Here is an 18662-nt window from a genome sequence, read left to right on the forward strand (position 1 = left end):
GTGAAGACTTCTTTACTACTGATCAATCCATCCTCCTTCCGAAGTTGGTTTGCTAAGTGCTGCTATTGTACCCCTTGAGTCCTTAACAGGCTGTACCCTGTGGCCATCTGTTTTGAGCTTGGCTGTGAGCACCTCATCACCTTCTATAATGAGAGATGCCCACAGCCGCAAAGAAAAACTTATTTTTCTCAGCTATTCGAAAAATCGAATATTAGAGAAGAGGAAAAGTTGAGGGGATGAACTTTTTTGGCCATCCTGCTCTTCCCAAATTCTTCTCTCAACCAGAATCCAATACCGACCTATTTTTTGATAACGATCTTCGTAGATCATCTTTGCTTGAGTTTTTTCTCCAGTTCCTGGGCTACAATACTCAGCAGTGTAGTGAGTGGGTAGGTAGCCCTCACCTGTATCGTAAAACTCTTGAACTGAGACTGTAATTGTCCGATTGGCAAGATGGCGATGTACCATTTGAATGTGCTTGCCCTGAACCCAGTACCTATCGGTAGAAGATAAGCCCGAAACAAGAACTTCAGTGATGTCTGAATTTTGTGGCTCTCCATAGGCAAAGGTGTGGCCACCGTGTTCCTCGTCGAAGGAATGACGAACGCGATGCACCATGACTTCCCACATCTGTTCCCGTATTTTCTGGCGGATCTCCTCGTCCTCGACGCCGGCAACATCGATCTTCATGTTGCGGTCAATACTCACAACTCCTGAGAAGGAGAGGCTGCTGTCACCTTCTTTGGGAAAGTAGGTTATCTCAGCTCGGTAGCCAGGAAAGTCTTTGTCCCAGGTGTAGCGATTCTCAAAAGCCTCCTTGAATAGCTCTCGGGCCGGAGCTTGCTGTGCTGCCATAATCTCCTCCTTAATGAGAAATTTTACTATTTAAATCCTAGTAGAGGCTGATGGCTGGCCTTGGGATTTTAAGGTTTCCTTATGACTGGCCACCCGCTCAGCTCTCTTGTTCTCGAAGTTTCTCGAAGTTCTTGGCGGTTACCGATGGGCAGGAAGGCGGAACCTCAATCCTTCACTTGGCCTGAGGGGAGCCTTGAAGTTAATGAAAACCATTGGCAAGGCGCTGTCCACTGGCAACAGAGGGAGAGAGCTAAGCTAAAGCTCGGCGCTGTTGGCCTTTTGGCGACAAGCTGGCAGGAAGAGAGTCTGCTTTCTCAACTCACTCCATGTCCAAAATCCAACCCCTGAACCCAGAGCGGATCGCCCAGATGGCCGCGGGAGAGGTGATCGACTCGCTGGGGGCTGCTCTGCGAGAATTGCTGGAAAATGCCCTCGATGCTCAGGCCACCCGCATTCAGGTGGAGATCTGGCCCAGCCGCTGGCAGGTGCGGGTGGCCGATAACGGCCAAGGGATCCCCGCTTCGGAGCTGGAGCAGGTGGCCCGTCGCCACACCACCAGCAAGTTGGACGGTTGCAGCCTGGGGTTTCGGGGCGAAGCCTTGCACAGCCTGGCCCGGCTGGGATCCCTGACCATTCAGACCCGCCACGTTTCTGATGCTCACGGCTGGCTGGCCGCCTACGATCGACAGGGGGAGTTGGTTCACAAGCAGCCGGCAGCCACTGCCTTGGGAACGGTGGTGACGGTGGCGGATTTGTTTGCCGACTGGCCGCTGCGCCGTCGAGTTTTGCCCCAAACTCGCTCGCTCCTAACCCTGGTGCAAAATGCGGCCCTAGCCCATCCCTGGGTCAGTTGGCAGGTGCATCAGGAGGGGCAATTGCTGCTCAGCCTCTGGCCGGGAAAGTCTCTGCAAGATCTGCTGCTGCAGGTGTTGCCGCAGGTGGATCCCTCAGATCTGCGCTATCGGCGGATCCAGGATGGGGACAGCGATTGGGAAGTGGTGCTGGGCCTACCGGATCGCTTGCATCGCCCTCACCCCGATTGGATCCGCGTGGCCGTCAACGGCCGGTTTGTGCAGATGCCCGACTGGCAACGGCTAATCCAGTCGGTTTTTCACCACGCATTGCCCCGCCACCGCCATCCGCTGGTGGTTGTTCACCTGGGCCTGCCCCCAGAACAGGTGGATTGGAACCGTCATCCTGCCAAAAGCGAGCTCTACCTGGAGCATCTGACGGCCCGCCAGGAGCAGTTGCGCCAACACCTGCATGCCCTTCTGCAATCGGGATCCGAGCAGGCCAGCCGCCGCTCTGTGCATCTGATCCGGGCCAGCGAGGCCAAGGTGGTCTATCGAGTCTCGCCCGATTTTCAGAGCCATCTTCCTCCCTCTGACCGGCCAACTTCTCCCTTGCCTCCCCTCAGGGCGCTGGCCCAACTGCATCGGATCTACATCTTGGCGGAGCATCCCCAGGGGCTATGGCTGGTGGAGCAGCACCTGGCCCACGAGCGAGTTCGCTACGAGTACATCCGGCAGCATTGGCAACTGGTAGCACCGGAGACGCCCATAACGCTGCAAGGACTATCGCCCCAAGCCCTGGAGCGGTTGGAGCAGTTGGGGCTGGAGCCAGAACCCTTCGGCCCCAATACCTATCTCATCCGACGCATTCCTCTGGCCTTGGCATCGGAAGATCCAGAGGAGGTACAGGGATCCCTGCTAGAGCTCAGCCGTTGTCAAGATGTGCAGGCAGCCCAGGTGGCGGTGGCCTGTCGAGGGGCCTTGCGCAATGGGATCCCACTGACCCTGGAGCAGATGCAAAAGCTGTTGGAAGCCTGGCAGCGCACCGCCAACCCCCACACTTGTCCCCATGGTCGCCCAGTGTATCTGGCCTTGGCAGAAAAAGATCTGGCCCGTTACTTCCGCCGCCGTTGGGGTCTCTGCGACCGGCCTATCTCCGACTCCAAACTGGGATCCCTGTGGGGGCTGGATCCGCTGGGAGACAGGTTTGCTGCCCAGGTGCGGCGCTCAAGCGGCTCTTCTGCGTCGGAGCCCACGGACGAGGCCAGTTCTGCCCCACTATAATCGGGGGTGTCCAACTGCTGAAACCCCTGAAACGCCATGGCTTCTTATCTCAAACTCAAAGCCCAAGAAGAGACCTGGCTGCAGCGCCATTCCCGTCTGATCTTGGCGATCCTGGCCGGCCTGGGATCCCTGTTGACGGCCTATCTCACCTACACCAAGCTGACGGAGCAGCCCGCTGCCTTCTGCACGGGGGATGGGGGGTGTGACCTGGTGCTCTCCAGCCGTTGGGCAGAGTTTTTGGGGATCCCGACCGCGGCTGTTGGCCTGTTGGGATTTTTGGGAGTCTTGGCGCTGGCGGTGCTGCCGGATGGGATCCCACTGGTGAAGCGGTGGCGCTGGCCGGCCCTGTTTGGCTTGGTTTCCGCCATGACCGCCTTTGAGATGTACATGCTTTACCTGATGGTGGCGGTGCTGCGGCAATTCTGCATGTATTGCACCACCGCGATCATCTTGGTGGCGGGGCTGGGGCTGGTGACCGTGCTGGGCCACCGCTGGTTGGATTGGGGCAAGCTGGTCTTTGGCTACATTCTCATAGGCTTTCTCACGTTGGTGACCACGATTGGGGTGTACGCCAACCAAGTTCCCCCGCCTAGCCCCCTGGCGGTAGGGTTGGCAGCCCACCTGCGGCAGATCGGCGGCACCATGTACGGGGCCTATTGGTGCCCCCATTGTCAAGATCAGAAAGAGCTGTTCGGGGCAGCTTTCGACCAAGTGCCCTACGTGGAGTGCTCCCCCAACGGCCCCGGCACTCCCCAAGCTCAAGAATGCACAGAAGCGGGGATCACCAGCTATCCCACCTGGATCATCAATGGCCGCACCTACACAGGCGTTCGCTCTCTGGAAGCCTTGGCAGTGGCCTCTGGCTATCCGCTGGAAGAGGGCAGATAAACCTCTGGGGTTGGGGTGAGGATGTGAACTCGGTTGCGCCCCGCCTGCTTGGCCTGGTAGAGCGCGCTATCCGCCTGCTGCAAGGCGGTTTCCGGTTCTGGGCAGTAGTCTTCGCTGAGCACGATCCCACCAATGCTGAGGGTAACCGGCAAGCTGCGCTTGGGGGAGATGTCAATTGGCCGTTTGGCAATAGCCTGCCGCAGAGACTCTGCGTAGCGACCGCAGCAGGGGGGGCTAAGCCCGGGCGTAACGCAAACAAATTCTTCTCCACCGTAGCGGTAGAGCAGGCTGGAAGGCCGCAGTTGATTTTGCAGCCGCCCGACGATGGCCTGCAGCACACAGTCGCCGATGTAGTGGCCGTAGCTGTCGTTGACCTGCTTGAAATGATCCACATCCATCATCAGCAGGCAGAGATAGCGGTAGCGAGCCTCCCCGCGGGGCCCCACCTGCTTGAGCAAATGGGGCAGCGCCTGATCCAGAGCTCGCCGGTTCAACGCCCCGGTCAAGGGATCCGTCAAAGACAAAGACTCCAACAACTCATTGCGGGCTCGCAATTGCCGGTTGGCCTGGGCCAAAGCTTGGGTGAGCCGCTGGAGACGTAACCCTGCCCGCACCCGCGCCCGCAGCTCCTCAGGATCGACCGGCTTGGTGATGAATTCATCCGCCCCCGCATCCAGCCCCTCTACCCGAGCCTCAACTTCAGAACGGGACGTGAGCAAAATGAAATAGACGAACTGCCCTGCTGCGGATCCCTTGAGACGGCAACAGAACTCTACCCCCGACATCTCAGGCATGACCCAGTCGCAGATCACCATGTCGGGCCACTCGCTCTCTTCCAAGCTTTGCAAGGAATCCCAAGCTGCTCGGGCGCTTTCCCAGCTTTCCACGTAGTACTGAGAGCCTTTGAGAACATTGATAATGTAGCAACGAACCACTGGGTCATCATCGACAACCCAAATGCGGGGGGTGCGAGCCGGAACAGAGCTCCAAAAGGCTTCTTCTTCTGCAGGCCCAAGAGCCGAACCAGAAGGGTGGTATACAGAATCCAAGCCCTCCAGATCAAGGGATGGCATAGCTAAAGAGGAATCGCCCATTGTAGTCGGATCCCAATCTTAGCGCCAACAGCTAGTTGGAACCAGAACCGGGAGCGGCCAAATAAGCATGGTTGGAGACCCGCTCGCGGATCCCAAGGTGCAGTGCTTCCACAAACTGCCGCACCCGAATCGGGTCGATCATGGGAAAGGGATCCGAATAGCCTGCCGGCATGCCTGCGGAACGGGAAGACCGCTTCAGAGAACTGGCCACAATCACGCCATCTGCCCGCCGGATCAGGCTGCCGATGTTTTCAGCAGTAGCCCCCGAGCCGATGAGCAGCGGCACCTGAGGAGCAACTTTGCGGGCCAGCTCCAGCTCCTCCAGAAGGGGTGGCTTGCCGGTGGCCCAGCCGGAAAGGATGATGGCATCGGCCAGGCCACGTTCCACCGTGTCGGTGATGGCCGCATCCAGACTGATGGGACCTAGGGGTTGGGCGTGTTTCACCAGCACATCGGCGAAAATCTTGATGTTAGCCCCCAGCTCCCGGCGATAGCGCAGCAGGCGGTAGGCATTCCCCTCGATAATGCCTTGGTCGGTCACCATCGCCCCGCAGAGCACATTCACCCGGATGAACTGCGCCCCCACGCAGGCGGCAATTGCCAGAGCACTGCAGCCATCGTTGCGCAAGACATTGATCCCAACCGGCAGCGAGACCAGGGTTTTCAGCCGCTGGACGATGACGGTCATGGCGCTGACCACCGCTGCGTCCACCCGATCCTTGGCAAAGGGGGCATCGTAAAAGTTCTCGACAAGGATCCCGTCTACCCCTCCTGCAGCCAGGGCAGTAGCTGCCTGTTCTGCCTGAGCGATCACCCACTCCAAGTCCCCCCCCCAACGGGGTGAGGTGGGCAGCGGCAACAAATGAACCACCCCAATGACCGGATGGGGGGTTTTGAAGAGGTGTTGCAGCAGGTTCACCGGCAAGCTTCCTCAGGGATCCCTAACGATCTTACGCCTGGATCTGACCCACAGGGGTATTCTCTGGGGGAAGTGTAACATCAGGGCTGGGGGGAGAAGAGCGGGCTAGGCCTCGGAGCAATTGCGGCACCATCCCCGGCCCTTCGTAAGCCCAGCCGGTGTAGACCTGCAGCAGGCTGGCTCCCGCTTCCAGTTTCTCCAAGGCGTCGGCCAAGGTGAAGATGCCCCCCACTCCGATGATGGGCAATTTTCCTTGGGTGGAGCGGTGGATGTAGCGGATGACTTGGGTGGAACGCTCCCGCAAGGGGGCACCGCTGATCCCGCCGGCTTCTGCAAGGATTGGCCTAGACTCCGCCCGTGCAAAGGGGATCCCGTGGCCAGGTAGGAAACGGGTCTTCAGGTTATCGCGGCGGAGGGTGGTGTTGGTGGCCACAATCCCGGCCAGTTGATGGTCTTGGGCCAGCTCCAGGATGCTGTCGATGTCGGGCCAGTCCAGATCGGGGGCGATCTTCACCAGAAGGGGTTTTCGCTTCTGATTTTCCTGCTGTAAGGCAGACAGGATGGGCTCCAGTTGCTCAGCAGCTTGCAGGGATCGCAGCCCCGGCGTGTTGGGGGAGCTGACGTTGACCACAAAGTAGTCCCCCAGATCCTGGAGCAGCTGGAAGCTGGCCAGGTAATCGGCAGCCGCTTCTTCTAGGGGGGTGATTTTGGCTTTGCCCAGGTTAATTCCGATGGGGATGGGACGTTGGTGTAGCCGACGCAACCGTTCGGCCAGAGCCGCCGCCCCTTGATTGTTAAAGCCCATGCGATTGAGGGCAGCGCGATCTTGGGGCAGTTGAAACAGGCGAGGTTTGGGGTTGCCCGGTTGGGGCTGAGGAGTGATGGTGCCCACCTCTACAAAACCAAATCCTAGGCTGGGCCAGACGCCCAGAGCCAGGCCATCTTTGTCGAAGCCCGCAGCCAACCCAAGGGGATTGGGAAAGGTAAGGCCCCACAGCGACACCGATAGCCGGGGATCCCGGTAGCAAAACAGTCGCTCCAGAGCCGATAGGATCCCGGTGGCCTGGGTGGCATCGATCCAATGCAAGGCGCGCAGCAGGCCCATCTTGACCGCTTCCGGGTCGGCTCTCAGCCCAGAAAAAAGCAGAGGCCACAACACATCTCGGTACAGGTTCACCGCAAAGACCCTCTACAGGTAAACTGCCCCTTGGCTGTAGCTTGCTTCCGCGTCGCAAAAATCGGTGAGCAACTGATGGACTCCGGGCTCACTGCCAGCTAAGGGATATCCCATTGCAGCACTCAACGGTAACCTCTCTGGGCTTGCTCTTTGCCGGAGATGGAGTCCCTTTGCCGCTCAAGGCTGGCTCCCCAAACTGCCCCCAAGAGTAAGGTTACCAGCAGGTGAATGCGGCCATCCAACATCACCACGTCCAAAAGCCCTGAGGCAAAAAATGCCGTCAAGGCCAGCAGCATCCCCAACAGGACGCTTTCTTGCGAGCGCCGCCAAGCTTGCCATCCCCGCGCCAAAATCCAGCCCCACAGGATCAGATGGCCCAGCAACAGCGGGATCCCACCCTCAGCCGCCAGGTGCAGGTACAAATTGTGGCAATGGCCCAGCAGCTCCGGCGGATCTTGAGCATTGTAAAGAGCGGCAAAGCTTTGCCAGCCCCAACCGGTCAAGGGCCGCTCCTGCACCATCTGCAGGGCGAATTGCCAAGCATCCAGCCGGTTGGCGGTGGAACTAAAGTAGAGCGATTGAGGATCGAAGGTGTCTGCCAGACGGCTCCAAATCAATCGGGGCACTACGGCCCGCCAGCCCGGCCAATCCCAAGCAGCAGCCAAACCAGCCAACCCTATGCCGACCAAGATCCCGATCCCCCACCAACAGCGCCGTAGGGCCAGCCCTATCACCAGCGCCAGCCCCCCCGCTCCCCAGCCGTTGCGAGAGGCCGTCAGCAGCAACAAGAGGGATCCCAGCCCCAGCACAGCTCCCAGCCCTACTGCCTGTGGCCAGTCTCTATCGGCTCGATCCAGCCACAGCCCTGCCGCCAAACACAGGTGGATCACCAGGTAGATGGCCAGGATATTGGGGGAAGTAAAAGCTGCCGCCGGTCGCTCTCCCCCGGCAACCCCCGTGATCCAAACCGGCCCCCAGAAGAAGTGCCCCTGCCATTCCCACAGCACTTCTCCCCAACCCAAAAGCAGCATCAGCCCGCTGCCCAACACCAACATCTGGGCCAAACGCCGACGGCCTACAGGATGGAACTCCGTCCCGCTACCGCGAGAGGCCAGCGCATCGGCAAAGGCCGGCAGCATCAACAAAAAAGGCCAGTAGTTGAACATCCCCGGCAGGCTCAGTCGCCAATCCTCCCCCCAAAAGGCCACTCCCACCGCAGCCAGGCTCAGGAGAGCCGCCAGTCCAAATAGAGGATCCCGCAGGATCCGGCCACCGCAGCGGGTATAACCCTGAATCGTTCCCACCAAAGCCAACAGCAAGCTGGGGGCCAGATTCACCGGGATCAGCGCCGCTGCCGCCAGCAGCCAGCCCCTCGGCTGAGAGGGCAAGGGATCCGGCGACAGTTGTTGAGACGAAACCGGTGCCGAAGAAGACATCACTCATCCTCGATGGGGATCCCTGGCCTGACCTGCCCCTGGCCGAAGTAGCGCCCAAATTGCAGCTCGTACACCTCATCTTCATCTTGGGTTTCTACCCAGAGCTCCGAGCGGGCATAGCCCACGCACAACAGCCCATACCCCTGCTCCTTCAACTCCCGCGAAATGCCCATGGCTTCCGGCTGGTACAGGGATCCCCGCCGTACCCGCACCGCACAGGTGGTACAGGCGCCGTTGCGACAGGCAAAGGGCAGTTGGATCCCTTGGGCCTCGGCGCTGGCCAAAATGTATTGATCCGCCGGCACCTGGATTAGATAGTGAGTGTCCCGTTGGCGGTCATGGATGTGAACCGGGTAAGAAGGGACAGAAGAGGAAGAACGCATGGGGAAGTGGCCTTTTTGCAGAGCAGAAATCTTTTTCATGATTCCACAGGATTTTAACCACTGCCCTACCAAACCTGAACCGGCTGGGGATCCCCAGGAGCTGAAGCCGATCTGTTGGTGGTTCTAAAGATAAACAAACAGACTTCGAGTTGGTTGTTGAGATAAGCTACAGGTAGGCCTCCCAAGGAGAGCATCCCATGCTGGAAACCCCCAATGCCAATCTGGCCTCACCGGAAAAACCTTCGCCTTCCCTCTCTGCCGAAACCCTCAACAAGCTGATCGAGAGCAATGCTGAAAGTCGGCCTTGGGGGAGCTTTACAGTGCTGGAAGAGGGCCCTGGCTACAAAATCAAGCGGATCGTGGTTTTGCCCAAGCATCGCCTTAGCCTGCAGTTGCACTACCATCGCAGCGAACACTGGATCGTCGTTGCCGGCACCGCCAAGGTCACCTGCGGAGATGAAGAAAAGCTCATCACGGCCAACCAATCCACCTACGTGCCCCCTTGCACCAAGCATCGTCTGGAAAACCCCGGCGTCATCCCTCTGGTGATTATCGAGGTGCAAAACGGCCAGTACTTGGGCGAAGACGACATTGTCCGCTTCAGCGACGACTACGCCCGGGTTAACGGTGGGCAAAAGTAGCCAATCTCAAATGGCCTAGGCGAGCTCTTCGCTGCTGAGGATCGCGCTCCTCTAGAACAGCATCACCAGCAGGGCAACCACCAACAACAGCACAGCCCACATAGCCTGCCAGAAGGGATGGTAGCTGGTGATGGGCTGGCCATGGCGGGTTTGGAAGCGGGCCAGATCCAGGTAAGGGGCCACCCCCCGTCGGAACCACCCCACTGCGGATCCCTCTTGGCCGATTACCCCCCCTGCCTGGCGCGCTCCAAACAGGAAGTTGCCCAGCGGCCCAAAGCGGGAAGCATAGCGCAGGAAGATCATCCCTGTCTCATCCTGGAACTTGAGATCGGAGCCAAAGCGATAGCCCGGATCCCCCCGCCCGATCACCCGCCCCTCCAACTGCATCGGCAACCCGCGCAAGGGGCTGGCGTAGGGATTGCTCATGGCCTTCAACACGGTCAACGCTGGCGGGTTTTCTAAGCTGGGGTACATCACTGTCATCTTCAGCAGCAGGCCCAAGCCCACCCCCATCAGGATCAGCCCGGCAAACATTTCATAGAAGCCCATCCGCAAAGCCGGGATCCCGAGCAGCGCCCCCACAATCGCCCCCAGCCACTCGGCGTTCAACAGCAGTATATCCAGCAGAAAGTTCCCGTAGAGCTGTTGCCGGTTGAGCTGCTTGCCCTGGGCAACCACGCTGGCCATGTCGAATTCCACCGGCAGATCCAGTTGCTCCGCATAGGTGCTCAGCGCCCGCACCCGTTTGCCCGTGAGGGGATGGGTGGAGTTCAGCTCCATCCACCAGGCCCAAGGGTTAAACAGATCCCACAAAAATACCCTGCCCACCTGGCCGGGATCCGAGGCAACCCGGTAGGCCGTCCCTGCTATCACCGCCGCCTTGGCATCGTAGATCCCCAAAGCCCGCGTTCCTTCCAGCAGGCGAGCACTGCGCTGTCGGGTTTCCTCATCCCGCTCCCGCTCTCCCTCTTGCACAATGCCGTAGGCAATTTTCACCAAAGCCCGCGAGAGCCCATTGGGGTTGCCGGTGGTTTCGGCAGCAAAGTGGTCGGCAAAGTACTCCCGCACCCGCGACAGATAGAGCAACAAGTAGGAGCCGGCCACATAGAAAAAGTAGGCGACCAAGGCCAGGGAGCGGAGGCTGCCCCTTTTGCCGTTGTCGCGCGCATCCCGCATGTAGACGTAAAGAAGGTAGAGAATCTGCACCAACGTGGAAGCCAGGGTCATGACGGCGAAATCCCAGTGGATCACATGCCCCAGCTCGTGGGCATAGACCGTAGCCACCTCTTCATCTTCCAAGTAGGTGAACAACCCTTCGCTGACGACGATGCGGGCCGTATCCGGCAGGCTGCCGTAGGTGAAGGCGGTGGGGTTTTGGTCGCGGATCAGCCCCAGCTTCGGCTGCTTCAGCTTGTACTGGCGGCAAACCCGTTGAATCACCTCTGCACTCTCTGGGCTGCGACGCCCAATTTCCGCCAAGCTCACCCATTCGGTGCCATAGAGGCTGTGCTGGATCCAGTCCATCAGCCAGGGAGACAAGAAGAAAATCAAAGCGTTGAAGGCGAGGGTGAGCAGAACGGCAAGGATGAAAAAGCCCAAGGAAAATCCCCCCTCTGAGACGCCCAAGATGGCCAGGAAAAGCACAAACACCATACCGAACAACAGGCTCAGAGTCACGCCTGCGGCCATTGTCAGGTTGCCGGCAAAGCTGGCCAAAATCAGCGAAACCCCCACCTGAGGGGCGCGGTAGCTGCGCTTGGTTTGCCCAGTTTTGAGACCTGAGGTGGCGGGATCCAATTCCGCTAGGGTGCGGCTGGGGTTGAAGCAATAGCGGCTCAGCCAAACGCTCAGTAGACGCAGCTCGTGGGGATTCAGGCTTTTCAGAGGCTCCAGCCACAAGGCCGCTTCCACCGACAGCATCACCGTCGAGACGGCGCTGGGATTGCGAAACAAGGTGGGCAGGAGGGGCAGAACCTCCTGCTTTTGCCCAGAAGTGAGGCTGTGAAAACCCAAAACCGCCTGGCGGAGCAAACCAGGCGGCTGAGGAAGGTCGGCGGTAAGCAACTGGCGATCGCTGACAAAGCAGTGGCGGCTTAGATCCGGACTCTCCGGGGACTCCGTCCCACTGACGGGTTCGCGAGAGGGTCGCGTAGCGGTAAAGTGCTCTGCACTGCTAACACAACCGGGATCCACCTTGTCTGTCGCCGGCTCCGGATCCAGCCTCACCTGAGTTTTCCAGTCGGCAGCCTGCTGGCCCATGGGGCGGCTGTAGAGGGCCAACCGTTTGACTTGGGGGTAGCGAGTGGGAATCGCCTTCTGGAACCAGGCCGTCAACTCCTCATAGTTGAGAGCAAGGCCGGCAGGGCGGTTGATCATAATGACGAGGGCGTAAGCCTTGTGACTCTCCTGGAGCGGTTGGGCTTTGGCCTGTAACCTAAGGCAGGGATTGGCCAGCGCCTGCTCCAGCCACTGCACCACTTCCTGTTCGTTCATGGCCCTCTCCCGGATCTAGTGGGGTGAAGAAGAAGATCAACTATTCATCAACCATTCAACTGTTGCCTCGGTTGCCGACTGCCGATTGGCCTCACGGGAGCTATTCTGGCATTTCCTCCCGTTGACGGGATCCCCATCCTCCTACCAGCCCAGTACAGTTCCCCTTCTGGGAAAGCCTCAGAACCTGAGCCCTAGGGAATTTTTGGCTACAAAATCGAGCGCTGCCCTTCTGGGCTGATGCCGATGATGGTGAGCTGGCAATCCAACACTTTGAAACCGTACTTTTCGGCCACCTTCTGAGTAATGTTAAGAATGGCGTTGTTTTTGAACTCGATCACCTTGTTGGTCTTGACGCACACCAGATGGTGGTGGTGGTGGGGGGCCGGCTGGTTGATCTCGTAATGTTTGTGCCCTTCGGTCAGTTCCAGTTCTCGCAAAATGCCCATGCGGGACATCAGCTTGACGGTGCGGTAAATGGTGGAAAGGCTAATGTTGTGGCCGTCTTCCCGCAACTTTTTGTGCAACTCCTCCGCGCTCAGATGCGTGCCCTCAGGCAAGTTTTGAAACGTTTGCAGGATGATCTCCCGCTGCCGAGTGGCTCGCCAGCCTTTGGCATTGAGCTCTGCCTTGAACGCCTCTTCGGTGTAGACCATGATGCCGCCCCTCCGCTGTTGGGCAACGTCGCCGTAACAGTCAATAAGTTCTGTAATTGATAATAACTTCATTTATGACGACACCACCCGACTTGGTTGCTGAAGACATCGTTCAGGCTCAGTTCAGGCCCAATAGAACAGGGACGCAACTGAGGCGCATGGGCTGCCGGGAGAGCCTCGGGAAGGGTGCGGGAAACCCAATCCCTCATCCATCCGGGATGAGCTAGCCTACAGAGCAGAGCCATGTGGCGGACTGTTTCTGGTGTTCGGGCGCGCCTAGGCTAACATACTCAAGAAAAGGCCCGCGGCATCCTGACAGCGTTGGCAAGCGTAGTGATCGGGGAAGGAAAACGAAAATGCGGTTTGAGCAGCCCAAAACCTATTCCATTTCTCTGGGTGGCTGGGGGTTCTGGCTGGGATCCCTGGCGTTGGCAGCTTTGCTGACCAGTGTCGGGCTGGGGTGGCTGGTCGCCGGATTGGTAGCTCTGTTGCTGTTTTTGCTGTCCTTGCCGGTATTGGTGCTCCTGGCCTTTCGCTGGTGGGCGCGCCGCTGGATTACCACCGATCGCTGCCCGGTGTGTGGGTCGGAATCGCAAGCCATTGAGGGCAGCCATTTCTTTTGCCCCAATTGTGGAGAGCCGCTGTTTGTTGCAGACGGACGTTTTTATCGGCAAACGCCCCCCGGCACCATCGATGTAGAGCCTGTGGAAGAGGGTGGCTGGGAATTGACGAGCTGATGCCCCCTCGGTTGCCGGGATGTTTAGAGGGTGTTTTCCGTGAAAAGTGCTATGAAAAGTGCTATGCCTGCGGCACCCCATGGTGCTACACAACACTGCTGCTCCGCAACGCTGACGCCACGGCACGAACGACATCTGTGGGGCTGGCCCGGTAGGCGGCTGGTTTCGAGCTGGGTTGGGCTGCTCTCGGCGGCCACTCTGTTGCTGAGTTTGTCTCCCACTTCTCAGGCGACGGAGCAGGGATCCCTGCAACCTCAGGTGGAAACCTATCTGGCTCAGTTGGCCGGTCGGGGGTTTTCGCCCGCGGCTCAGGGGGTTTGGCTGCAGATGGAGGCCCGTTCCCGACAGCAAGACAGAATCCTTGTTTTGGGACAGCATCAGGGATCCACACCCTTGCCGGCAGCTTCTTTGACCAAGGTGGCAACGACCCTGGCCGCTTTGCAGCACTTTGGCCCACAACATCGCTTTGTTACCACCTGGCTGGCCACTGGCCCCTTAACTGCTGAGGGAGTTCTACAGGGGGATCTCTGGGTTCTGGGGGGGGAGGATCCCTTGTTCGTCTGGGAGGAAGCCTTCTCCGTCGGTAACCTGCTCAATGCCTATGGGATCCGCCAGGTGCGCGGGGATCTGGTGGTGGTGGGCCGCTTTTACATGAACTTTTCCCGGGATGTGGCGCAATCGGGATCCCTGTTGCGGCAGGGGCTGGATGCGCGGCGTTGGCCGCCAGAAGCGGAGGTCCAATTTTCAACCCTGCCCCCCGGCACACCCAGACCGCAGGTGGAGATCTTGGGTTCGGTGCGGGTTGCCCAGCAGATCCCGCCCGGCGCTCAGGTTTTGCTCAGACATGAGTCCCCCCCCCTCATTCACCTGGTCAAGCTGATGAACCTCTACAGCAACAACTCCATGGCCGAGATGTTGGCCGATGCGGTGGGGGGAGCAGACCAAGTGGCCCAAATCGCTCGGGCCATCGCCGGGATCCCGGCAGAAGAGCTGCAACTGATCAACGGCTCCGGGTTGGGGGTGGAAAACCGCATTTCTCCGCGGGCCAATGTAGCTTTGCTTCGAGCGATCCAATCTCTTCTGGAGGAGCAGGGGCTCACTCTGGCGGATGCTTTTGCCGTCGTTGGCCAAGATGTGGGAGTGTTGGAGCGGCGTCTGTTGCCAGGGATCCTAATTGCCAAGTCGGGCACCTTGAGGAGCGTCAGCACCTTGGCGGGTGTATTGCCAACCGCGCAGGGGGACATTTGGTTTGCCCTGATGAATGGCGGATCCGATCTGGTCGGCTTTCGCACCCAGCAGGGACAATTCCTCAGCCAGCTCCAGTCCCAATGGGGATCCCCCACCACCTTGCCTGAGCGTTGGATCCCTCGCTCTGGAGATACGGGATCCCGCACGGAGCTGAACCCGCGTCTTTGAAACTGTGCCCAACCGGTTCTCTCTCAGCCCAGAGTGACCTCGGTCGCGTTAGCGGAACGCAGTCCTATGTCCGCCCTCCCAGTTTGGGAATTGAGATCGACTTGGCCCGCTGTCAACAGCCCTCAACCCAGAAACCTCGTCCAGCAATTCCCGATGGGGCGTACAGGGATCGAACCTGTGTAAGGCAAATTATGAGTTTGCTGCCTAAACCGCTCGGCCAACGCCCCTGATTCTTCTACTCTAGCGCTCTTGCCTTCTCCAGAACCGGCTGAAAACAGGATAAGCTGCATGTCGGTGGTTAGGGTCTGACGCCATGGCTTCGCCGCGTTCTTGGCAGGGGCAAATGGCCCTGGGCTTGGGGCTGATTGTTTTGTCCTCGGCTCTCTGTTTCGGTTTCTTGGCCGTTGGGCAGCACTATCTCTACGGGGATGGATCCGCTGTGGATTTCCAGCCTGCCGGGGAGAGTTTGGCCTTGTCTTCCGCCCCCGAGATTGGACTTCCGACGACACCGCCCCTCCCTAACCCCCCCTCTTCCGACGGCAATCTCCCAGAGGGATCCCCACTGCAACTCTGGTTTGTTACTTTTTTAACCGTGTTTGTGGCGGAAATGGGCGATAAAACCCAGTTGGCAACCTTGCTCATGAGTGCCCAATCCCAATCTCCTTGGGCGATCTTTTTCGGTTCCGCCGGTGCCTTGGTGACCGCCAGTTTTTTCAGCGTGGTGCTGGGAGAAGGTCTGGGCCAAGTCATTCCCCCGGGCTGGCTACAATGGTTGGCGGGTGCAGGGTTCCTGGTGATCGGGGGCTATGTATTGTGGCAGGAATGGCGAGGGGATAATCTCCCAGAAGGCTAGCCCCCCTGAGAAACCAGTGCCAACCCAGCAAGATAGGGCGGAGAAGAACGTGTTGATCCAAGACAACGACAGCCAAACTCCATCTTTTTTGCTGCGGCAAATGGCCGGACGGGCCGCCCTAGTGAGCTTTGGCTCGATTCTGCTGGCCGAAATGGGCGATAAAACCCAATTGGCGACCCTGCTCCTCAGTGCCCGCTCGCAAAACGCTGGGGTAATCTTTTTGGGCGCTGCTGCTGCTTTGATCAGCACCAGCCTAATTGGGGTGTGGGCAGGAGCTTGGGTGGCCCGCCTGATCCCACCTCGCTGGATCAAAACCCTGGCAGGCGTGGGGTTTGTTGTGATGGGCCTAGTCTTGTTGTGGGGATCCCTGCCAATAGCCGGTTGAGCAGAAAGCCCCAGAAAAGTTCCAACCAGGCATGTTACGATGGGGAGCGCCTTATTTCAGCACTCCACCACATACCGGATAACCGGTTAGGAAAACCAGCATGGCCAAAAAACGCAACCTGAAGCGGGAAAAAGCCGAGCGCAACCGCGAATATGCCAAACAGTTCCAAAAAAGTCGTGCTCGCAATGGCCGCCGCTTCCGTTCTGCCCCCCGCGACAACGAGGCCAGCGCTGGCGAAGAACAGCAGTAAGGTTGTTTTTGTCGAGATGCTCTGTCGGTCAATCCTGTGAGCGGAGCTAGTTCAACAAACCTGCTATCGTATGCAGGGGTGGGCCGGAGCGGATAAGCATGAAATATCGACGGATTCTACTGAAGTTGAGTGGTGAAGCCCTGATGGGGGAGCGCCCCTACGGGATCGACCCCGAGGTCTTGAAGTCCATTGCCGGCGAAGTGGCCTCAGTGGTACGGGCCGGTGTGCAGGTGGCGATTGTGGTGGGAGGGGGTAACATCTGGCGCGGGCGCAAAGAGGCGGCTGCCCAAGGGATGGATCAGGCTTCTGCCGACTACGTAGGGATGCTGGCCACCGTCATCAACGCCTTAACCCTGCAGGATGCCATTGAGCGAGCCGGGATCCCCACCCGGGTGCAGACGGCCATCGCCATGCAGGAGGTGGCGGAGCCCTATATTCGTCGCCGCGCCATTCGTCACCTGGAAAAGGGGCGGGTGGTGATTTTTGGGGCAGGATCTGGCAACCCCTTCTTCACCACCGATACCACTGCGGCCTTGCGGGCGGCGGAGATCGATGCCGAGGTGATTTTCAAAGCCACCAAGGTGGACGGAGTTTACGATGCGGATCCCAAGACCCACCCCCAGGCCCGCCGCTACGATGTTCTCAGCTATCAGGATGTGCTGAACCGCGATCTGCGGGTTATGGACAGCACCGCCATCGCCCTCTGCAAGGAAAATCAATTGCCCATCGTGGTCTTTGACCTGACTACCCCTGGCAATATTTATCGAGTGGTGCAGGGAGAACCCATCGGCACTTGGATCGGACAGCGGACGGTCGAGAACAACGGGATCCCCAGCCCAGGAGAGTTGATCCCAAGTTAGGGGGGAAATCGGCCTTGAGAGTCCGGCGACGCCCTAGCCAGGATTGAGTCCGAAGGATAGCCTGGCTCAAGGGTGTGCTCAGGCCGTTTGGAGGGAAAGGCAATGACAGATCAGCTAGAAATTGCAGGAGCCCCGCACTGTACCCGTAGGGTCGGTGTCGGGAGGAATGCTATAATAATACTGCGGACACCAGAAACGGTTGTTTAAGGCACTGGTAACGGTCGATTGGGGGTGCTGTAAACCACCCCAGAGGCTCGTGGTTGGCTTGCTAACTGCAGGGCTACTAAAAGCCCGCTCCGTACCGCCTAGCGGTTGGTGTCGGGTAGTTTACGTTCAGCATTCGGCCCAAAAGGATCCCGTCTTGCCCAAATGCTCTGCTGCCCAAGGCGCTATACCCAGGTCACCCCATGTTGCTACGCAACGCTTACGCGAACGCTGGGGTCGGCGTCTTTTGCAGAGCTTGATTTTCCTGTTGGTTCTGGTCGGGGGATTGGGCTACTGGCAGTGGCAGACCTGGCTCCAGCCGGTGGGCGGCCCAGAACCGATCCAAGTAACAATCCAGCCGGGCAGCAGCAGCCGTCTGATCGGGCAAAAACTGCGCCAAGCAGGGGTGATTCGCTCAGCTCTGGCTTGGGAGCTGTGGAGCCGCACCTTCGGGCGCGACTGGGTGTTTCAGGCGGGCACCTACGCTTTGGATCCCAACCAGGACATGCTGGCCGTGGCCCAGCAACTGCGGCAGGGAAGGATCCTGCAAAGACGTCTGACCATCCCGGAGGGTTGGCGCATCGAGCAAATGGCAGAGGCTCTGGCCCAGCGCAACTGGCTGGCAGCCGATGCCTTCATTGCCGTGACCCGGGTGATTCCCCCCCTCGATTGGCTGCCCCCCCACTTGAGCTCTCTAGAAGGCTACCTGTTCCCAGACACCTATCTTTTCCCCATCGAACAGGTGGAGGGATCCCTGCCGGATCGGGAAAAGGCCCAGATGGTGGTCGACGCCATGCTGCAGCGATTTGTCGCGGTGGCCCTGCCCCTGTTTCGCCAGCACACCACTTCCCTGTCTCTGCACGAGTGGGTTACCCTGGCCAGCATTGTGGAGCGGGAGGCCGTGGTGCCGGAAGAACGCGCTTTGATTGCAGGTGTCTTTCTGAACCGGCTTAAGAAAGGGATCCCCCTGGGAGCCGATCCGACGCTGGAGTATGCCTTGAATATCCGGCAAACCCCAGATCGCCGCCTCACCCTTGCGGAGGTGCGTACCCCCTCTCCCTACAACACCTACCTCAACCCGGGCTTGCCCCCTGGTCCCATCGCCAGTCCGGGCTTGGCCAGCCTAAAAGCCGTTTTGCAGCCTGAGCAGACCGACTATCTCTACTTCGTGGCCCGCTACGATGGCACTCACATTTTCAGCAAAACCCTAGCAGAGCACGAGGCAGCCCAATTGCAAATTATTCAAGAGCGTCGGCAAGCTGCCCAGGGATCCCACCATAGTCCTCAACCCAGTCCTTAGCCGAGGAGGGCTGACAGCAGTAGGCCGAAAACCTTACAGTAGT

The 18662-nt window shown here is 59.1% G+C and carries 18 protein-coding genes and 1 tRNA gene; 10 read left to right on the top strand and 9 right to left on the bottom strand.

The window, feature by feature from the left end:
• Positions 1-192 precede the first annotated feature (192 nt).
• On the bottom strand, positions 193-855 hold the full coding sequence (locus ACVWZ1_RS09465) for a DUF3386 domain-containing protein (RefSeq protein WP_011431401.1): 663 nt from the start codon (positions 853-855) through the stop codon (positions 193-195).
• A 326-nt stretch (positions 856-1181) separates the two neighbouring features.
• Between ACVWZ1_RS09465 and mutL the strand changes: the two genes are divergently transcribed.
• Entirely contained in the window at positions 1182-2930 is a 1749-nt protein-coding gene (gene mutL, locus ACVWZ1_RS09470; protein ID WP_457503235.1) for a DNA mismatch repair endonuclease MutL, read from the top strand.
• A gap of 36 nt (positions 2931-2966) precedes the next feature.
• On the top strand, positions 2967-3818 hold the full coding sequence (locus ACVWZ1_RS09475; protein WP_414407907.1) for a vitamin K epoxide reductase family protein: 852 nt from the start codon (positions 2967-2969) through the stop codon (positions 3816-3818).
• Here ACVWZ1_RS09475 and ACVWZ1_RS09480 read toward each other — a convergent pair.
• From ACVWZ1_RS09480 to ACVWZ1_RS09500, 5 genes are all read right to left on the bottom strand, one after another.
• Complete coding sequence (locus ACVWZ1_RS09480; RefSeq protein WP_457466352.1) at positions 3794-4891, bottom strand: GGDEF domain-containing response regulator; 1098 nt, start codon at positions 4889-4891, stop codon at positions 3794-3796. The genes ACVWZ1_RS09475 and ACVWZ1_RS09480 overlap by 25 nt on opposite strands.
• Positions 4892-4943: 52 nt before the next feature.
• Positions 4944-5831: a photosystem I biogenesis protein BtpA gene (gene btpA / locus ACVWZ1_RS09485; RefSeq protein WP_457466350.1), complete on the bottom strand. Its 888-nt coding sequence runs from the start codon at positions 5829-5831 to the stop codon at positions 4944-4946.
• Between the two features lie 31 nt (positions 5832-5862).
• Positions 5863-7008: a quinone-dependent dihydroorotate dehydrogenase gene (locus tag ACVWZ1_RS09490; RefSeq protein WP_457466348.1), complete on the bottom strand. Its 1146-nt coding sequence runs from the start codon at positions 7006-7008 to the stop codon at positions 5863-5865.
• 122 nt (positions 7009-7130) lie between these two features.
• The gene (locus tag ACVWZ1_RS09495; protein WP_457466346.1) at positions 7131-8444 is read right to left on the bottom strand and encodes an O-antigen ligase family protein; all 1314 of its coding nucleotides are present in this window, start codon (positions 8442-8444) and stop codon (positions 7131-7133) included.
• On the bottom strand, positions 8444-8827 hold the full coding sequence (locus ACVWZ1_RS09500; protein WP_011433852.1) for a 2Fe-2S iron-sulfur cluster-binding protein: 384 nt from the start codon (positions 8825-8827) through the stop codon (positions 8444-8446). The genes ACVWZ1_RS09495 and ACVWZ1_RS09500 overlap by 1 nt, the downstream gene beginning before the upstream one ends.
• Before the next feature lie 197 nt (positions 8828-9024).
• On the opposite strand from ACVWZ1_RS09500, the gene ACVWZ1_RS09505 reads away from it, so the two are divergent.
• The gene (locus tag ACVWZ1_RS09505) at positions 9025-9468 is read left to right on the top strand and encodes a phosphomannose isomerase type II C-terminal cupin domain (RefSeq protein WP_011433853.1); all 444 of its coding nucleotides are present in this window, start codon (positions 9025-9027) and stop codon (positions 9466-9468) included.
• A gap of 51 nt (positions 9469-9519) precedes the next feature.
• Here the strand turns inward: ACVWZ1_RS09505 and ACVWZ1_RS09510 are convergent, their stop codons facing one another.
• Both ACVWZ1_RS09510 and ACVWZ1_RS09515 read right to left on the bottom strand, forming a co-directional pair.
• A complete protein-coding gene (locus ACVWZ1_RS09510; protein ID WP_457503237.1) occupies positions 9520-11961 on the bottom strand; it encodes a M48 family metalloprotease in 2442 nt (813 codons plus the stop codon).
• Positions 11962-12167: 206 nt separating this feature from the next.
• Positions 12168-12614, bottom strand: a complete 447-nt coding sequence (locus ACVWZ1_RS09515) for a Fur family transcriptional regulator (RefSeq protein ID WP_457503238.1) — start codon at positions 12612-12614, stop codon at positions 12168-12170.
• A gap of 356 nt (positions 12615-12970) precedes the next feature.
• Between ACVWZ1_RS09515 and ACVWZ1_RS09520 the strand changes: the two genes are divergently transcribed.
• Both ACVWZ1_RS09520 and ACVWZ1_RS09525 read left to right on the top strand, forming a co-directional pair.
• On the top strand, positions 12971-13351 hold the full coding sequence (locus tag ACVWZ1_RS09520; RefSeq protein ID WP_414389207.1) for a hypothetical protein: 381 nt from the start codon (positions 12971-12973) through the stop codon (positions 13349-13351).
• Positions 13352-13561: 210 nt separating this feature from the next.
• Positions 13562-14767 carry a D-alanyl-D-alanine carboxypeptidase gene (locus tag ACVWZ1_RS09525; protein ID WP_457503239.1) on the top strand — a complete coding sequence of 402 codons (1206 nt, stop codon included), beginning with the start codon at positions 13562-13564 and terminating at the stop codon, positions 14765-14767.
• A 154-nt stretch (positions 14768-14921) separates the two neighbouring features.
• Here the strand turns inward: ACVWZ1_RS09525 and ACVWZ1_RS09530 are convergent.
• A tRNA-Ile gene (locus tag ACVWZ1_RS09530) sits at positions 14922-14994 on the bottom strand.
• An 86-nt stretch (positions 14995-15080) separates the two neighbouring features.
• Between ACVWZ1_RS09530 and ACVWZ1_RS09535 the strand changes: the two genes are divergently transcribed.
• The 5 genes from ACVWZ1_RS09535 (at position 15081) to mltG (ending at position 18619) form a co-directional block, all read left to right on the top strand.
• Positions 15081-15620: a TMEM165/GDT1 family protein gene (locus ACVWZ1_RS09535; RefSeq protein ID WP_457503240.1), complete on the top strand. Its 540-nt coding sequence runs from the start codon at positions 15081-15083 to the stop codon at positions 15618-15620.
• A 16-nt stretch (positions 15621-15636) separates the two neighbouring features.
• Positions 15637-16005: a TMEM165/GDT1 family protein gene (locus ACVWZ1_RS09540; protein ID WP_457440506.1), complete on the top strand. Its 369-nt coding sequence runs from the start codon at positions 15637-15639 to the stop codon at positions 16003-16005.
• Between the two features lie 100 nt (positions 16006-16105).
• On the top strand, positions 16106-16255 hold the full coding sequence (locus ACVWZ1_RS09545) for a hypothetical protein (protein WP_011433860.1): 150 nt from the start codon (positions 16106-16108) through the stop codon (positions 16253-16255).
• A gap of 98 nt (positions 16256-16353) precedes the next feature.
• On the top strand, positions 16354-17115 hold the full coding sequence (gene pyrH, locus ACVWZ1_RS09550) for a UMP kinase (protein ID WP_011433861.1): 762 nt from the start codon (positions 16354-16356) through the stop codon (positions 17113-17115).
• 451 nt (positions 17116-17566) lie between these two features.
• A complete protein-coding gene (mltG, locus tag ACVWZ1_RS09555; RefSeq protein WP_457503241.1) occupies positions 17567-18619 on the top strand; it encodes an endolytic transglycosylase MltG in 1053 nt (350 codons plus the stop codon).
• The last annotated feature ends 43 nt before the right edge of the window (positions 18620-18662 follow it).

This window comes from Thermostichus sp. MS-CIW-25 (genome assembly GCF_054060015.1).